Here is a 15,469-nt window from a genome sequence, read left to right on the forward strand (position 1 = left end):
CAATGTACAAGATCTGCAAGTGGACCACCCTGCTCGCCTTTGCCGCAGCACTGGTGCTGTGGCTGGGATTCGGCGGCCGCGAGGAATTCGTCGCCAGCGAATCCGGGCCGTATTCGCCGGTGGTCTACATTTCCGGCTGGCTGGGCCTGATCGGCCTGGCCGCCGCGACCGTCATGACCGTCGGCTTCTTCGGCAGCAGCATCCAGCGCACCGTCAAGCGCAATGCGATCCGTTACGGGATGCGCAAGTAGCACCCGGGCATTAAGCTGAAAGCTGGCTCGGGCGAGCGGCCATCGGCAGGTGCAAGTGGATATGCTGGAAGCATGAGTCTTGCACAGCCCATCAAGCGCGTGGTCGCCCCTTTCGAAGTCATCAGCGAGTACGAGCCTGCCGGCGACCAGCCGCAGGCCATCAAGGAGCTGACCGAGCGGATCAACGCCGGCGAGAAGGACATCGTGCTGCTCGGCGCCACCGGCACCGGCAAGTCCGCGACCACCGCCTGGCTGGTCGAGCAGGTGCAGCGCCCCACCCTGGTGCTGGTGCAGAACAAGACCCTGGCCGCCCAGTTGGCCAACGAATTCCGCGAGCTGCTGCCGAACAATGCGGTGGAGTACTTCGTCTCCTACTACGACTACTACCAGCCCGAGGCCTACGTCCCGCAAACCGATACCTTCATCGAGAAGGACTCCTCGATCAACGAGGAGGTCGAACGGCTGCGCCACTCGGCCACCAACTCGCTGCTCACCCGCCGCGACACGATCGTCGTCGCCACCGTCTCCTGCATCTATGGCCTGGGCACCCCCGAGGAATACGTGGCCGGAATGGTCACCGTGCGCCAGGGCGAGGAACTGGACCGCGACGCGATGCTGCGCCAGTTCGTCGCCATGCAGTACACCCGCAACGACATGGACTTCCACCGCGGCACCTTCCGGGTGCGCGGCGACACCGTGGAGATCATCCCGATGTACGAGGAGCAGGCGGTGCGCATCGAGTTCTTCGGCGACGAGGTGGAGGCCATCTACACGCTGCACCCGGTCACCGGCGAGGTGATCCGCGAGGAAACCGAGATGTACATTTTCCCGGCCAGCCACTATGTGGCCGGCGCCGAGCGGATGGGCAAGGCCATCAAGTCCATCGAGGACGAGCTGGCGGTGCGGCTGAAGGAGCTGGAGTCGCAGAACAAGCTGGTCGAGGCCCAGCGGCTGCGCATGCGCACCACCTATGACCTGGAAATGATGGAGCAGATGGGATTCTGCAACGGCATCGAGAACTACTCGCGGCATATTGACGGCCGAGAGGCAGGTTCCGCACCGCACTGCCTGCTGGACTACTTCCCGGACGACTTCCTGCTGGTCATCGACGAGTCGCATGTGACCGTGCCGCAGATCGGCGCCATGTACGAGGGCGACATGTCGCGCAAACGCACCCTGGTGGAGCACGGCTTCCGCCTGCCATCGGCGATGGACAACCGCCCGCTGAAGTGGGACGAGTTCCTGGAGCGCATTGGGCAGACGGTGTACCTCTCGGCCACCCCGGGCAAGTACGAGCTGGGCAAGTCCGACGGCTTTGTCGAGCAGATCATCCGCCCGACCGGCCTGGTCGACCCGGAGATCATCGTCAAGCCGACCAAGGGGCAGATCGACGACCTGCTCGACGAGATCCGCACCCGGGTGGACCGCGACGAGCGCGTGCTGGTCACCACACTGACCAAGCGCATGGCCGAGGATCTGACCGATTATCTGACCGAGCACCAGGTCCGGGTGCAGTACCTGCACTCGGATGTGGACACCATCCGCCGCGTGGAGCTGCTGCGCGAGCTGCGCATGGGCTCCTTCGACGTGCTGGTCGGCATCAACCTGCTGCGCGAGGGCCTGGATTTGCCCGAGGTGTCGCTGGTGGCGATCCTGGATGCCGACAAGCAGGGCTTCCTGCGCTCGGCCACCTCGCTGATCCAGACCATCGGCCGTGCCGCGCGCAACGTGTCCGGCCAGGTCATCATGTATGCGGACAAGATCACCGATGCGATGGACCAGGCAATCGAGGAGACCAACCGCCGCCGGGCGATCCAGGAAGCGCACAACAAGGAGCACGGGATCGACCCGATGCCGCTGCGCAAGAAGATCGCCGACATCACCGACCAGCTGGCGCGCGAAGATGCCGATACCCAGGAGCTGCTGAACAACAACCGCTTGGCGAAGAATGCCAAGCGCAGCAAGGCCTCCCCGGCGGTGCGCAAGGATGGCCTGGCCGCGGCTCCGGCCGAGGACCTGCTGGGCCAGATCGAGGAAATGACCGAGCAGATGCATGCGGCGGCCGCCGAACTGCAGTTCGAGCTCGCTGCCCGCATTCGCGACGAAGTGTCCGAGCTGAAGAAGGAACTGCGCCAGATGCAGGCCGCCGGCCACGCGTAACCAGGGTGCTGTTCAGCGCAGTGTGGCGACATCCACTGACCCTGTGCGGTTCCTGTGCGCTACACTTGATCACTGGACGTAGGGGAGTATCCCAATGCTGTGAACGTCAACACGCGGACCAATGATGTTCCGCCGGGCGCAGCAGCCGACCAGCACTACGGGTGCCACGAGATTTCGGGCACCGTGCAGGCGGCGGAGAGACTTGCGGCGATTTTGACATACCCTCCAACGAAAGGTCGCTCGTCCGTGGGCACTTCTGGAATTAGCCTTCAATTCGAGATCATCGCACTGGTAGTCCTGTGCGTGGTCTTGGCCGCTGACTTACTGTACGTAACGAAGCGTCCGCACATTCCTTCCATGAAGGAAGCTGGCATCTTCGTCAGCATCTACATCGGCTTGGCTATCGCCTTCGGCGGCTTGATCTGGTGGCAGGCCGGCCCGCAGCTCGGCCAGGAATTCTACGCCGGCTGGATCACCGAATACGCGTTGTCGGTGGACAACCTGTTCGTCTTCATCATCATCATGGCCCGCTTCTCGGTACCGCGAAAGTACCAGCAGGAAGTGCTGATGTTCGGCATCATCATCGCGCTGATCCTGCGCGCGATCTTCATCGTGCTCGGTGCCGCAATCATCGAGCAGTGGTCGTGGGTCTTCTACATCTTCGGCGCCTTCCTGCTGTGGACCGCATGGAACCAGCTCAAGGACGAGGACGAGGACGAGGAAAGCGGCCTGGTCAGCAAGCTGACCAGCAAGCTGCCGATCTCCAAGGACTTCGATGGCGCCAAGCTGCGCACCGTGGTCGACGGCAAGAAGCTGTTCACCCCGATGGTGCTGGTCTTCGTGACCATCGGCATGACCGACCTGCTGTTCGCCTTCGACTCGATTCCGGCGATCTTCGGCCTGACCAAGTCCGCGTTCATCGTCTTCACCGCGAACATCTTCGCGCTGATGGGCCTGCGCCAGCTGTACTTCCTGCTCGGCGGGCTGATGAACCGCCTGGTCTTCCTGAAGCACGCACTGAGCTTCATCCTGGCCTTCATCGGCGTGAAGCTGGTCTTCCACGCCCTGCACGAGAACCAGGTGCCGTTCATCAACGGCGGCGAACCGCTTCACTACGCGTGGCTGGACATCTCCGTTGGCCTCTCGCTGCTGGTGATCCTCGGCGCGATCGTCATCGCCACCGTGCTCTCGCTGTGGAGCCCGTGGGGCAAGCGCGCAGCCGCGAACGCCGAAGCCGCCGCAGTGGCCGACGCCGCTGAGCTCGCGAAGCACGACTAACCCCGGGTAGCGCGAATAACAGCCCGCCGGGACCGGTTCATTTGAACTGGTCCTGGCGGGTTTTGCGTACCCGGATAGTGTGCCTATGCAGTTCTGCTAAGGTGATTCCCATGAGCGATCCATCAACAGAAGCCAGCGATATTGCCACCGGCGTGGCACTCGCCTCGGGCACCATGTCGCGGCTGCTTGGACGCGCGGCAGGGCAGGGCCGATCGGTCACCGCGTGGCGGGTGCTTTCCACCCTGGACCGCTTGGGTCCGCAGCGCGTGGGAGACCTTGCTGTTGAGCAGCGTGTAGCGCAGCCGACCATGACCGGCCTGGTCATCCGCATGGAGAATGACGGGTTGGTGCAGCGCCAGCCGGACCCGAAGGACGGCCGAGCCAGCCTGGTCAGCCTGACTGGCGACGGCAAGGAAGCGATCGAAGCCTACCGGCAGCGCGCGATCGCCTCGCTGGCAGGCGGCATCGATTCCTTCAGCGCCGAGGAGCGGCAGGTTATGGCGCAGGCGGTGCCGCTGCTGCAACGGCTCAATGGCCAGGTCGCCGCGCAGCTGGACACCCACGGACAGCAGGCTTAATCGGCAACGCGCTTGAATCCTCGGCGGGATTCAAGCGCGTTGCCTGTTTGCCATCTCAGCTGACGGATCGGCTCCCTTGTCTAGTCGTCGTTGGACGCGGCCTGGGGTTCCTCGCCATTGGCCATGGCCAGCAGGCGGCGGAAGATCGCCGGGCCGTCATCGCCGATGCCGTCATGGTGGTAGTCCTCGGTCACCCACACCTGCAATCCTGCCACCTGCGAGGCCGTGCGCAGCGAAAGCTCGCGGTCCACATAGACATCGTCGTGGTAAACCGCCGCGGCCACCGGCACCTTGTTCTTGGCCAGCACGTCCAGGTCGTACAACGGGCCGAAGCCCTCGTGCTCGGCCAGGATGCGGGCCACATCCTCCAAGGGGCGCAAGGCAGGATCCTCGGAGAAATGCCAGCCGTAGATCATCTCGCCGGTCAGCAACGGGGTCGCCGCGTGGTATGTGAAATCCGGGAACTCCGGCAAGACCTGTTCCGCGGCGAAATTGGTCGCCTCGCCTTGCGCGTAAATGGTTTCGTGCATCAGCGCATAGAGCGGGTTCGATGCGAACGAGGACTGCGCGTTCAGCGCTTCGAGGAAGGCGTCCGAGAGGCGTTCGCCGCCCGGGGTATCGCTGAAGGCCTCCTCGAAGATGTGGTGCAGCAGGTGCACCCGGGTGTTGCCGCCCAGGTACATGCCCAGCATCTGCACCAGCGGGACGGTGACGCGCTGGCCGTTGGGCAGGCGCTCATCGTCATTGGTGCGCACATGCTCGTAGATCCTGTGCAGCGTCTCATAGTCCTCGGGATACCAGGAGAAGTACTCGCGGTTGCGTTCGGCCATGCGCTGGTAGGTGGCACGGTAGACGGTCTTCGCATCGGCATCCAGCGAGGCCAGCCCACCGGTGACCAGGCAGCGGGTGAGCGACTGCGGGAAGAGCGAGAGGTAGGTCAGGGTGCAGAACCCGCCGTAGCTTTGGCCCAGGGTGCTCCATTGCGCGATGCCCAGATGCTCGCGCAGCGCCTCGGCATCGCGCACGATCGAATCGGCCCGGAAATGCGTGAGGTAGCGTGCCTGGGCCGCCGAGTCCCCGCGCAACGGAAGGGTCTTGCGGTTGGCCGGGGTGGACAGCCCGGTGCCGCGCTGGTCCAGCAGCAGCACACGGAAGTGCTTGGTGGCCTCGGCCAGCCACCCGGAGAGAGACCCCGGGCGCGGGGACTTGCCGCCTGGCCCGCCCTGCAAGAACAGCAGCCAGGGCTTTGATGAGTCGGTGCTGATCTCGCGGGCGAAGACCGAGATCTTCTCGCCCTGCGGGTCCGCATGGTCCAGCGGGACCTCGATGCGATGGTCGGTGACGTCCATGCCGCGGTAATGCCGCATTAGTTTGCTCCTCGAGTGCCAAGTGCGTGCAGTGCTTCGCCGTCCAGGCGGCGTGTGGTCCAGCCGTCCATGGAACCAGCGCCGATCGCGTCGTAGAACTTGATCGCCGGTTCATTCCAATCCAGCACCGACCATTCCAGGCGCTTGTAGCCGCGCTGGACGCAGATCTGCGCCAGGGTGCGCAGCAACGCGGTTCCGGTGCCCGAACCGCGTCGCGCTTCGCGCACGTAGAGGTCTTCGAGGTGGATGCCGTGCCGGCCTTCCCAGGTGGAGTAGGTCAGGAACCACAGGGCCATGCCCTTCAGCTCGCCGGATTCATCCTCGGCCACGTGGGCGAAAACTTGGGGATTGGGGCCGAAGAGGTGCTCTTGCAGATCAGCTACGGTGTTGTGCACCGCATCTGGTTCCTTCTCGTAGTCGGCCAATTCCTGGATCATCTCCAAGATCTGCGGGCAGTCGCCCGGAACAGCTTCACGCACAATACTCATGTGTTCCAGCTTACCTCCGTCGCACCGCTAAAACGTCGGTGACCAGACCTAAGGTTGAATGCATGATGGGTGGACACCACGCGGTGAGCGGCGCAGCCGCATGGTTGGCAATAACGACTCCGGTCACCGTGGGATCGGTGAACCTAGGGCTGGGCACCTTCCAAATGGACCGCTGGGAAACCCTGGCCGGAGCGATCGTGTGCGCAGGTGCCGCCCTGCTGCCCGACGCCGATCATCATTCGGCCACGATCGCCCGTTCACTGCCGCCAATTTCCAGCATCTTCACCCGGATCATCGGTTCGGCTTCCGGCGGGCACCGCAATGGCACCCATTCGCTGATCGGCATCGCCTTCTTCATCTTCCTGGCCTGGCTGGCCAACGGCTGGGATGTGCAAACCGCGGCCCTGGGGACGGTTTATCCGGCGGCGGCGCTGTTCGCGATCCTGCTGATCTCCTTCGCGGTGAAGACCATGAAGTTCATGCCGCCGCTCTTGTGCTGGATTATCGCCCTGGCCGCCGGCACCTTCGTGGGGATGAACACTCCGGCGGAGAACCAGTGGTTCCTGCTGGCGGTGGCCATCGGCGTGATCGCGCACGTGGTGGGGGACATGCTGACCATCGGAGGCTGCAATCTGCTGTGGCCGATCAAGATCGGCTCCCCGCGCTGGTTCCGCCGGATGCCGGTCATCGGCGGCTGCTGGAAGTCCAACGGCCGGTTGGCGCTGCCGATTCTGGGCGAAACCGGCTCCACCTCCGAATGGCTGCTGGCCACGGGACTGACCACCTATGTGGGCATCGCGCTAATCGTCGCCTAGCTGCCCGCAGGCACGCCAGAACATTTTTGGGAGATGGCCTAAGGCCATGGCATGATCCAAACCATGGTGATCCACTACACGCAGCGCATCAGCTGGCCAGATCTTCCTGCCGAACTGCGCGAACTGATTGAATCGCACTTGGGATCGCAAGTCATCACGGCGCATAGCCAATACGGCGGGTTCTCTGCGGGCAGCGCCGACCGGCTGCTCACCGCCGCAGGGCAGAAGGTGTTCGCCAAAGCTGTCAGCCACGGGCTGAATGGCCCGGGCGCCGCCCTGCATGCGCGAGAGGCGGATATTGCAGCGATGCTCCCGGCTTCGATGCCGGTTCCGAAATTCCTGGGACGGATTCGCTGGGATGACTGGGAGGCGTTGATTTTCGACCAAGCGCCAGGGGGTAACCCGCAGCTTCCCTGGGGTGCCGACGAGCTTATCCGGGTGCTGGACACGCTCGCGCAGCTGGCGGATCAGCAGCCAGCTGGAATCACCAGCTTGCTTCCTGCCCTCGAAGTAGATCTGCGCGAGGACGCCAGCGGTTTTGCTCGGATCATGGCTGATGAATGGATTCCTGCAGACCCTTGGTTGGCGCAAAACCTGGAAGCACTCCATGAACTGGCCATCGAAGGAATTGGGGCGCTGGCCGGAAACCAGCTGGTGCACACCGATCTGCGCTCGGACAACATCTTGCTGGGCGAAGATGGGGGCGTGCTTCTGGTCGACTGGCCGTGGGCTTCGCGTGGAGCCGCGTGGTATGACGCGTTGACGGTGCTGGTTGAGGCCAGGATTTTCGATCCGGCACTGGATGCGGACGCCATTGCATCATCCCACCGGATTTTCGCCTCGGCGAGCTCCGATGCTCTGACTGGAGTGCTGGCTGGTTTGGCTGCCTACTATGTTGATGCCGCGCGCAGGCCAGAAGTTCCGGGGCTGCCCACCCTGCGCAGCTATCACGCCAAGCAGGCAACGGCCTGCGTAGCCTGGCTCAAAGCCCGATTGGGGTAATGCTAAGACCTGTTGCTAGCCGGACCCGGGCATCTCGGCGTTCTCCCCGCGGTAGATCAGGGCAAGGCCGAGGAATATCAGGCCGAGTTGGAGAACGGTCGCGACCCATGCGCCGGAAGCAAAGAGTTCCGACCAACCGCTGAGCAGCCCTATCAGGACCAGCAGCAATATGCCTGCTCCAAGCAGGCGCAGCTTGAATCCATTCATGGCCACACCCTACGACAATGCCCGCAACATTGCTACCGGTTTCCGGCAGGATGTTGCGGGCATTGTGTGCGACTAGTCCAGACGTTGGGGCTGGGGCGTTTCCGTGCCGAATCCCATGGAAAGGATCGGCGGCAGGTCGGAATCCAGCCTGGAAAGTACCAGATCTTCCTGTTCAACGAGGTTATCCGGAAGGGCATCCAGCGGGAACCAACGCAGCTGCGCGGCTCGCTCCGGCTCCATAAGTCTCGGTACACCATCCCACTGGCTGGTGCGGAAGAAGAAATCCACGTAGCTGCCAGCTTGCTGGTTACGATGCACCGTGCACAACGGCTGAAGCTGTGCCGGATCGATGTGGATTCCCAGCTCTTCGCCGGCTTCACGCACGGCGGCGGCCTGGGCAGCTTCGCCGGGCTCAACATGCCCGGCGGCCGCAGTGCTCCAGTGCCCGTCCATGTAGCCGGTTCCTTGGCGCAGCTGCAGCAAAACCTCATCGCGGTGTTGCAAGATGACGTAGCTGATCGCCCGCATCAGTTGTCCAGACGGCCCACGGAGGTCACGGTAACCACCGGTTCGCCTACCTCGTCCGAGTCATCCAGCGAGATGGTCGCGGAAATACCCCAGTCGTGGTGCTCGGATGGATCAGCGAAGACCTGGCGTACTTCCCAGATGCGGTTAGGCAGTTCCTTGACGATGAACAGCTTGGAGCTGCGTCCAACCGGACCGTCATCGATGTCATCGTGCTCATCGAAGTAGCCATCCATCGCATCGGCCCAGGTGTCCGCATCGAAGCCACTGTGCTCATCGAGTTCGCCCAGCGCCTTGTCTTGCTCGTCAGCGAAGAGCTTCACGCGGCGGAACATCTCGTTGCGGACCATCACCCGGAAGGCCCGGACATTGCTGGTCAGCTTTTCCGGTGCCGGAGGCGGTGCGGTTTCGGTTTCCTCGTGCAGCTCGCCGCGGGAGAGCTCTTCCCACTCGTCGAGCAGCGAGGAGTCGATCTGGCGGATCATTTCGCCCAGCCACTCGATGAGGTCTTCGAGATCCTCGCGCAGCGCATCCTGCGGGACGGTCTGGCGCAGGGCCTTGTACGCGTCAGTGAGGTAGCGCAGCAGCACGCCCTCGGAGCGGGCCAACTGGTAGTACTGGACGAAATCGGAGAAGCCCATGGCGCGTTCGTACATGTCGCGGACGACCGACTTGGGCGCCAGCTCGAAATCGGCCAGCCACGGCGCACCGGAGCGGTACTGCTCGAACGCGCTCTCCAGCTTCTCCGCCAGCGGCATCGGGTAGGTGACCTCATCCAGCGCGTTCATGCGGTCGTTGTAGTCCATTCCTTCGGCCTTCATCGCGGCAATAGCCTCGCCGCGGGCCTTCTTCTCCTGGCCGGAGAGCACCTGGCGCGGCTTTTCCAAAGTAGCCTCGATCACCGAAACCACATCCAGCGCATAGCTGGCCGAATCCGGGTCCAGCAGGTCCAAGGCGGCCAGCGCGAAAGGCGAAAGCGGCTGGTTCAGCGCGAAGTTCTGCTGCAGGTGCACGGTCAGCTCATACCAGTTGCCGTATTCGTCGGGCTGCTCCCGGCGCACCACCACCTCGGTGGCGATCAGCTCGCGCAGGATGCCGATGGCGCGCTTCTTGAGCTTGCGCTGCGCGGCCGGGGTCTCGTGGTTTTCGCTGAGCAGGCGCACAGCGGCCTCGAACGCGTTGTCTTCGCGTTCGAGCAGGTTCAGCAGCATCGAGTGCGAGACCTGGAAGGAGGACTTCAGCGTTTCGGGGGCGGCCTCGACGATCTTCTCGAAAGTCTTCTCGCCCCAGGTCACGAAGTTCTGCGGCGGCTTCTTCTTCGGGATCTGCTTGAGCTTGGACGAGCCCTCGCCATGCTTCTTCAGGGCCTTTTCCATGGCCTTGTGGTTCTCGATCGCATGCTCCGGGGCCTGCACCAGCACGGTGCCTGCAGTATCGAACCCGGCGCGTCCGGCGCGGCCGGCAATCTGGTGGAATTCGCGGGCATTGACGATGCGGGTGCGGGTGCCGTCGAATTTGGACAGGGCGGTGATCACCACGGTGCGGATCGGCACGTTGATGCCCACGCCCAGGGTGTCGGTGCCGCAGATGACCTTGAGCAGGCCTGCCTGGGCCAGTTGTTCGACCAGACGGCGGTACTTGGGCAGCATGCCGGCGTGGTGGATGCCAATGCCGTGGCGGACCAGGCGGTTCAGCGTCTTGCCGAATCCTGCGGCGAAGCGGAAGCCGCCGATCATTTCGGAGATCTTTTCCTTCTCCTCGCGCGTGGCCACATTCACGCTCATCAGCCCGGTCGCGCGGTCGATGGCATCGAGCTGGGAAAAGTGCACGATGTAGATCGGGACCTGCTTGGTCTTGATCAGTTCCTCCACGGCTTCCTGCACCGGCTCCATGGAGTAGTAGAAGTGCAATGGGATCGGACGCTCGGTGTGCGCGACCGTGACCGTGGTCTTGCCGGTGCGTTCTTCGAGTTCCTTCTCGAAACGGGTGACGTCGCCCAGGGTTGCGCTCATCAGCAGGAACTGCGCCTGCGGCAGCTCGATCAGCGGAACCTGCCAGGCCCAGCCACGCTGCGGATCGGCGTAGAAGTGGAATTCGTCCATGATCACGCAGCCCACGTCGGCCTTGGAGCCTTCGCGCAGGGCGATGTTCGCCAGGATCTCTGCGGTGCAGCAGATGATCGGGGCGTCGGCGTTCACCGAGGAGTCGCCGGTGACCATGCCGACGTTCTCCGCGCCGAAGATCTTGCACAAGTCGAAGAACTTCTCGGAGACCAGGGCCTTGATCGGCGCAGTGTAGAAGCTGATCTGGTCTCGGGCCATGGCATAGAAGTGCGCAGCGATGGCAACCATGGACTTCCCCGACCCGGTGGGGGTGGCCAGGATGACATTGTTGCCGCCGGCCAGCGCCATCGACGCTTCGTCCTGTGCGGGGTAGAGGCTGATGCCGCGCGTCGCCACCCACTGGCCGAAAGCCTCGTAGATTTCGTCGTCGGATACGTTCTTGGTGTCTGCTGGCAGATAATCGGTGAGCAACATGATGTTCCTAGCCTATCGGTTGAGAACTACGACTGGGGGCTGGATGTTGCCTGCGCCTCGGGTTTAGGCTCAGGAACATGAAATGGGATCCGACGAAATACACTGAATTCTCCGACTACCGCGGCCGCCCATACAAGGATTTGCTGGGACAGCTGGCAGGGGTCGAGGCGTCGAAGATCATCGATCTGGGCTGCGGCCCGGGAAATATGACCCGGCTGCTGGCCCAGCGCTGGCCGCAGGCGAAGGTCACCGGACTGGATTCCTCGCCAGAGATGATCGCGCGGGCTTCGCAGAGCGAGCACGAGAAGAATCTGGGCTTCGCACTGGCCGACGCCACGCAGTGGATCCCTGACGCCGATACGGACCTGTTGTTCTCCAACGCCATGCTGCAGTGGCTTCCTGGGCATCGCGAGTTGCTGGCAGGATGGCTGGTCAACCTGAGGCCCGGTGCGAACGTGGCTATCCAGGTCCCGGGCAATTTCGGTTCACCTTCGCATGCGGTAATGCGCGCAGTCGCCGACAGCCCGAAGTGGTCCGGCAAGCTGGCAGGGGTGCTGCGCCATGACGACGTGGTCGGCGAGCCGGATGAATACCAGCGGATCTTCCTGGACGCGGGGTTCCAGGCAAATGTCTGGGAGACCACGTACCACCAGCTGCTCGCAGGCGAGGACCCGATCCTGAACTGGGTTCGCGGTACCGCGTTGCTGCCCGTTCGGCACGCGCTCAGCGACGAAGACTATCGGGAGTTCGAAAACGACTACCGGGCCGAAGTCTCCGTCCACTACCCTTCATTCACCTCGCAGGACGGAACCATCTTGACGAACTTCCCGTTCCGCCGGATCTTCATGGTCGGCCACAAGCTCGGCTGACACCGCTCATCCTGGACGCTGCGGGGCTGCAGGCTCTGGCGTCCACGGAGCCAAACGGAGCATACTTTCTGCACGCACGCGTACGATGCCTTTCTTGCGGGACCGGAGCACAGCCTGAACCTGGCCCGCTTGCAAGCGGACTTCAATCGGGAATTCGATTCGCCATGCCCACCGGTTGCGATGGTTGCACGGCGCTTGGAGGCCATGCTGGCAGGAGACCAGTGTTTCGCCATCGTCGCGGGGAATGGGCGCGGCTTGGTCGGGCATGCCCTGGTCACGCTGCGACCCACAATCTATTTCGACGGGCCGCTGGCCGTGCTTGACGAACTCTACGTGCAACCCGCATTGCGTGGCCGGGGCATCGGCTCGGCCCTCGTCAACTGCCTGCTGCAGGAACTGGCGCTGCGCGGAAGCCTGGAACTGCATATCAACGTGGACGAGGACGACACCGCAACTCGGCGCTTCTACGAACGCCACGGGTTCGCCAACAACTTTCCGGGAAGCGACTGGCGGATGCTGTTGTACTACCAGGAGCTGCCGCCGACTAAATAGCCGGCGGCAGCTGCTGCAAGCTCCTACCAGCCGCGCTCCAGCCACTCGGGCAGCGAGGGGCGTTCGGCGCCCAGCGTGGTGCCATCACCATGGCCCGGAAGGATCACCGTCTCATCCGGGAACCGGTCGAAGATGCGGGAGGTGACATCGGCATAGAGCGACGCGAAACGCTCTGGATCCTTCCATGTGTTCCCTACGCCTCCGGGGAAAAGACTGTCCCCAGTGAGGATGATGTGCTGTCCGGAAGAATCCGCGAGCGCGAATGCAATGGAGCCAGGGGTGTGGCCACGCAGGTGGATTGCTTCGAGCGTGACCTCGCCCAACTGGATTTGATCGCCATGGGAGAGCGGGTGCGCCACCTGCACTCCGGATTCCTCCAGGATGCCGGCGACATCATCGGCCCCCGCATAGGTAGGGACCGGGTAGGCGGCCACCGCGTCGGACAGGGCGCGCACGTGGTCCCAGTGCTGATGGGTCGTGGCGATCGTGGCGACCTGCACTTCGCCCTTCGGCGTGTCGGCCGCAGCCGCTGCCAGCAAGTCCTGGATGGCCGGGAAGTCATCCGCGGCGTCGATCAATATTTGCTGTCCGCTGGCCTTGTCGGTCACGACGTACACGTTGTTGGACATGTCCGAAACCGAAATCCAGCGAACACTGAAGTCATCTAGCTGTAGTTCATTCATTCCTCCAGACTACGGTGAAACCGGTCCGCCACACGATAGGCTCAAGAGACATGAAGCACACGACGAAACGGAACATCGCATGACCGAGTTGCCCTTCCTGCGCGTGGACACGGAATCCACGGTGGCCCCGTACCAGCAAGTCCGCGAGCAAATCCTGACGGCAGTGGCCGAGGGCAAGCTTGCTCCGGGCACCAAGCTTCCCTCGGTGCGCGCGCTCGCCGGCACCCTCGGTTTGGCGGTCAATACCGTGGCCAAGGTGTACAAGGAGCTCGAACTCCAGGGTGCGGTCGTCACCCGCGGACGCCACGGCACGGTCATCCAGGCCGCCGAGGACCGGGCCGAGCAGGAAGTCAGCGATGCCGCCGCAGACCTGGCGCGGATCGCGCAGCAATGGTCGGTGGATGAGGAAACCGCGGTGAAGTACCTCAGGGCAGCTTTCAGCTCGCTGCCCCAATAACACGTCCGCATCGACCGGATCCCAGCAGCGATTCTGGTCGACTGCACGCAACACAACGCACATCACGCGTCCGCACCTGAGAATGAGCTCAGGATATTCGGGAGTTCGCCCATGAGCACTTTCAACACCGCACACCGCCAGCGCCAGATCGGCGCCACTCTGGGTGCCGCCCTGCTCTTGGGCGCCCTGGCCGGATGTTCCGCCACTGAGACCGAACAGCCCGTGCAGCATCTGGGGCAGGAGCAAGTGCGGACCGCAAGGACAAGCTGCTCTCCGAAGCCCACGTCGACGAGGCTGGGAATGTCGTGCTTGCCGACACCCTGGTGGGCAAAACTCCCTATCTCGTAGCCCGGGACCTGGCCACCGGGGAAGAAGTCTGGAAGCGGAAGTCCGAAGTCGGCAACACGCCGTCCAGCATTGCCTTCGAGGTCAGCGTAGTGGAAAACAACGGCAAGAAATACGTGTCGTTGCTGCAGCTGGTGGAGAAGGATAAGCTGCGGCCCGCGGTGCTCGATCTGGAAACCGGGCAACGCGTCTCCAAAGGATCCAGGATCCCTCTACGACATTGACCGCCCCAGCAAATGCGGCAATACCTGGTGCATGTTGGCAGCAAGCCCTGACACGGGAGGTAACGTCGACTACTACTACTACGACTGGCCTTCGAACAGCTGGAAGAAGGCAAGGAAGCCCATCGAAATGCCTGATCCGAAGAAAAATCTCGAGGACTACTACCTCGGTGAAGGGCTTTCCATCTCCAGCGACCAGGAATCCGGCAGGTCGGTCCTGAGCTATGCCCATGAGGGGGCTCTGGCGTGGAACAAGGACTGCGAAGAAATCTACGATGAGCACTACTCCACGGGCGGCGGCTGGGCTTAGGAGACCTTCGATGGGGAACGAAGTACATTGGTGGGCTCCGGCAATCGCGCCTTCTACCAGTTTGAACTCGGCGGGAGGGAGTTCGAGTGGGATATGGCAACGGATTCCATGCTGGTGGGGCTTGACCCGCAGACCGGCGATGGCCGTTGGTCGTTGCCCGGCGCGGATTATTCCTGCTTGGGCATCATCGATCTGCACGGCGTTCACACCGACAGCACCCTGGTGACCTGCCAGATCAATTCCGGTACTGCCGAGGCTAATGCCCAAGATGATGGCACTGCCAAGCTCGGCGGCATCAAGAATTTCGAGGGAAATTTCGTCGGCATCGAGCAAGGGTTGGGGCAGACCGTGTTGTGCACCATGGAACTTGACGGCGTCGACGCGCAACGCTCGGGCAATGACAAGGACATCGCGAACCTGTTGCCGGCAACGGCAGTCCAGTCCTGCGACCGCGATACTCGCACGAAGAGCGATCAATTGCCGTTGTTCGCCGAATTCCAGCGGGCCGGCTACCAGGAAGGCGCCACCGTGGTCCTGGAAGGCGAAAGGGCTTGACCGCTTACACCATGCCGTCTGCCACCGATCCAGCCCCGGAATCCGTCGATAACTAGTGTCCAAGGCGCCGTGCTTGGGATGCCGAATGGAGGTGGCGAACTGCCCGCGAGCGAACAGCCCAGCAGTCATTCGCGGGCAGTGCCTTGTTGGCAGTCCAGCGCCTGGACTTGTTTAGGCGGTGGCGCGGCGCCCTCTCCAAGCACCGGATCAGGGGTTTCCAGATTTAACTGTGAGTTGCATCCATTCGTACATGTATTCGAAGCAGTTTT

General features: G+C 63.0%; 18 protein-coding genes. 12 read left to right on the forward strand and 6 right to left on the reverse strand.

The features are described 5' to 3' along the window. The first annotated feature begins 2 nt into the window (after positions 1–2). The 4 genes from BKX98_RS02925 (at position 3) to BKX98_RS02940 (ending at position 4,267) form a co-directional block, all read left to right on the forward strand. Entirely contained in the window at positions 3–251 is a 249-nt protein-coding gene (locus BKX98_RS02925; RefSeq protein WP_066138801.1) for a hypothetical protein, read from the forward strand. A 72-nt stretch (positions 252–323) separates the two neighbouring features. Continuing rightward, positions 324–2,411: an excinuclease ABC subunit UvrB gene (gene uvrB, locus BKX98_RS02930; protein ID WP_038990744.1), complete on the forward strand. Its 2,088-nt coding sequence runs from the start codon at positions 324–326 to the stop codon at positions 2,409–2,411. A gap of 246 nt (positions 2,412–2,657) precedes the next feature. Continuing rightward, a complete protein-coding gene (locus BKX98_RS02935; protein WP_223308732.1) occupies positions 2,658–3,689 on the forward strand; it encodes a TerC/Alx family metal homeostasis membrane protein in 1,032 nt (343 codons plus the stop codon). Between the two features lie 110 nt (positions 3,690–3,799). After that, positions 3,800–4,267 carry a MarR family winged helix-turn-helix transcriptional regulator gene (locus tag BKX98_RS02940; protein WP_073706083.1) on the forward strand — a complete coding sequence of 156 codons (468 nt, stop codon included), beginning with the start codon at positions 3,800–3,802 and terminating at the stop codon, positions 4,265–4,267. Positions 4,268–4,347: 80 nt separating this feature from the next. Here the strand turns inward: BKX98_RS02940 and BKX98_RS02945 are convergent, their stop codons facing one another. Both BKX98_RS02945 and BKX98_RS02950 read right to left on the reverse strand, forming a co-directional pair. Beyond that, positions 4,348–5,634 (reverse strand): alpha/beta fold hydrolase, encoded by a 1,287-nt coding sequence (locus tag BKX98_RS02945; RefSeq protein ID WP_073706084.1) that lies wholly within the window; start codon positions 5,632–5,634, stop codon positions 4,348–4,350. After that, entirely contained in the window at positions 5,634–6,122 is a 489-nt protein-coding gene (locus BKX98_RS02950) for a GNAT family N-acetyltransferase (protein ID WP_038990749.1), read from the reverse strand. The genes BKX98_RS02945 and BKX98_RS02950 overlap by 1 nt, the downstream gene beginning before the upstream one ends. A gap of 62 nt (positions 6,123–6,184) precedes the next feature. Here BKX98_RS02950 and BKX98_RS02955 point away from each other — a divergent pair, with 62 nt between their 5' ends. Beyond that, a complete protein-coding gene (locus tag BKX98_RS02955; RefSeq protein WP_073706085.1) occupies positions 6,185–6,937 on the forward strand; it encodes a metal-dependent hydrolase in 753 nt (250 codons plus the stop codon). A 51-nt stretch (positions 6,938–6,988) separates the two neighbouring features. Further along, the gene (locus tag BKX98_RS02960; RefSeq protein ID WP_083586596.1) at positions 6,989–7,939 is read left to right on the forward strand and encodes a phosphotransferase; all 951 of its coding nucleotides are present in this window, start codon (positions 6,989–6,991) and stop codon (positions 7,937–7,939) included. Positions 7,940–7,954: 15 nt separating this feature from the next. Here BKX98_RS02960 and BKX98_RS02965 read toward each other — a convergent pair whose 3' ends face one another. From BKX98_RS02965 to BKX98_RS02975, 3 genes are all read right to left on the reverse strand, one after another. Then, positions 7,955–8,146, reverse strand: coding sequence for a hypothetical protein (locus BKX98_RS02965; protein ID WP_013349261.1), 192 nt, complete (start codon positions 8,144–8,146; stop codon positions 7,955–7,957). Between the two features lie 72 nt (positions 8,147–8,218). Continuing rightward, complete coding sequence (locus BKX98_RS02970) at positions 8,219–8,674, reverse strand: NUDIX domain-containing protein (RefSeq protein WP_038990752.1); 456 nt, start codon at positions 8,672–8,674, stop codon at positions 8,219–8,221. After that, on the reverse strand, positions 8,674–11,208 hold the full coding sequence (locus tag BKX98_RS02975) for an RNA helicase (protein WP_073706086.1): 2,535 nt from the start codon (positions 11,206–11,208) through the stop codon (positions 8,674–8,676). The genes BKX98_RS02970 and BKX98_RS02975 overlap by 1 nt, the downstream gene beginning before the upstream one ends. 77 nt (positions 11,209–11,285) lie before the next feature. On the opposite strand from BKX98_RS02975, the gene BKX98_RS02980 reads away from it, so the two are divergent. Further along, positions 11,286–12,077, forward strand: coding sequence for a methyltransferase domain-containing protein (locus tag BKX98_RS02980; RefSeq protein WP_073706087.1), 792 nt, complete (start codon positions 11,286–11,288; stop codon positions 12,075–12,077). A 114-nt stretch (positions 12,078–12,191) separates the two neighbouring features. Next, on the forward strand, positions 12,192–12,629 hold the full coding sequence (locus tag BKX98_RS02985) for a GNAT family N-acetyltransferase (RefSeq protein WP_073706088.1): 438 nt from the start codon (positions 12,192–12,194) through the stop codon (positions 12,627–12,629). 23 nt (positions 12,630–12,652) lie between these two features. Here the strand turns inward: BKX98_RS02985 and BKX98_RS02990 are convergent, their stop codons facing one another. Further along, entirely contained in the window at positions 12,653–13,312 is a 660-nt protein-coding gene (locus BKX98_RS02990; protein ID WP_073706089.1) for an MBL fold metallo-hydrolase, read from the reverse strand. A gap of 79 nt (positions 13,313–13,391) precedes the next feature. On the opposite strand from BKX98_RS02990, the gene BKX98_RS02995 reads away from it, so the two are divergent. From BKX98_RS02995 to BKX98_RS03010, 4 genes are all read left to right on the forward strand, one after another. Further along, positions 13,392–13,769, forward strand: coding sequence for a GntR family transcriptional regulator (locus BKX98_RS02995; protein ID WP_038990756.1), 378 nt, complete (start codon positions 13,392–13,394; stop codon positions 13,767–13,769). A gap of 305 nt (positions 13,770–14,074) precedes the next feature. Further along, entirely contained in the window at positions 14,075–14,338 is a 264-nt protein-coding gene (locus tag BKX98_RS03000) for a hypothetical protein (RefSeq protein WP_073706090.1), read from the forward strand. A gap of 31 nt (positions 14,339–14,369) precedes the next feature. Then, positions 14,370–14,645, forward strand: a complete 276-nt coding sequence (locus BKX98_RS03005) for a hypothetical protein (protein ID WP_143181004.1) — start codon at positions 14,370–14,372, stop codon at positions 14,643–14,645. 93 nt (positions 14,646–14,738) lie between these two features. Continuing rightward, entirely contained in the window at positions 14,739–15,200 is a 462-nt protein-coding gene (locus BKX98_RS03010) for a hypothetical protein (RefSeq protein ID WP_143181005.1), read from the forward strand. The last annotated feature ends 269 nt before the right edge of the window (positions 15,201–15,469 follow it).

Source organism: Glutamicibacter sp. 0426, from assembly GCF_001906485.1.
Taxonomy (GTDB): domain Bacteria; phylum Actinomycetota; class Actinomycetes; order Actinomycetales; family Micrococcaceae; genus Glutamicibacter; species Glutamicibacter nicotianae.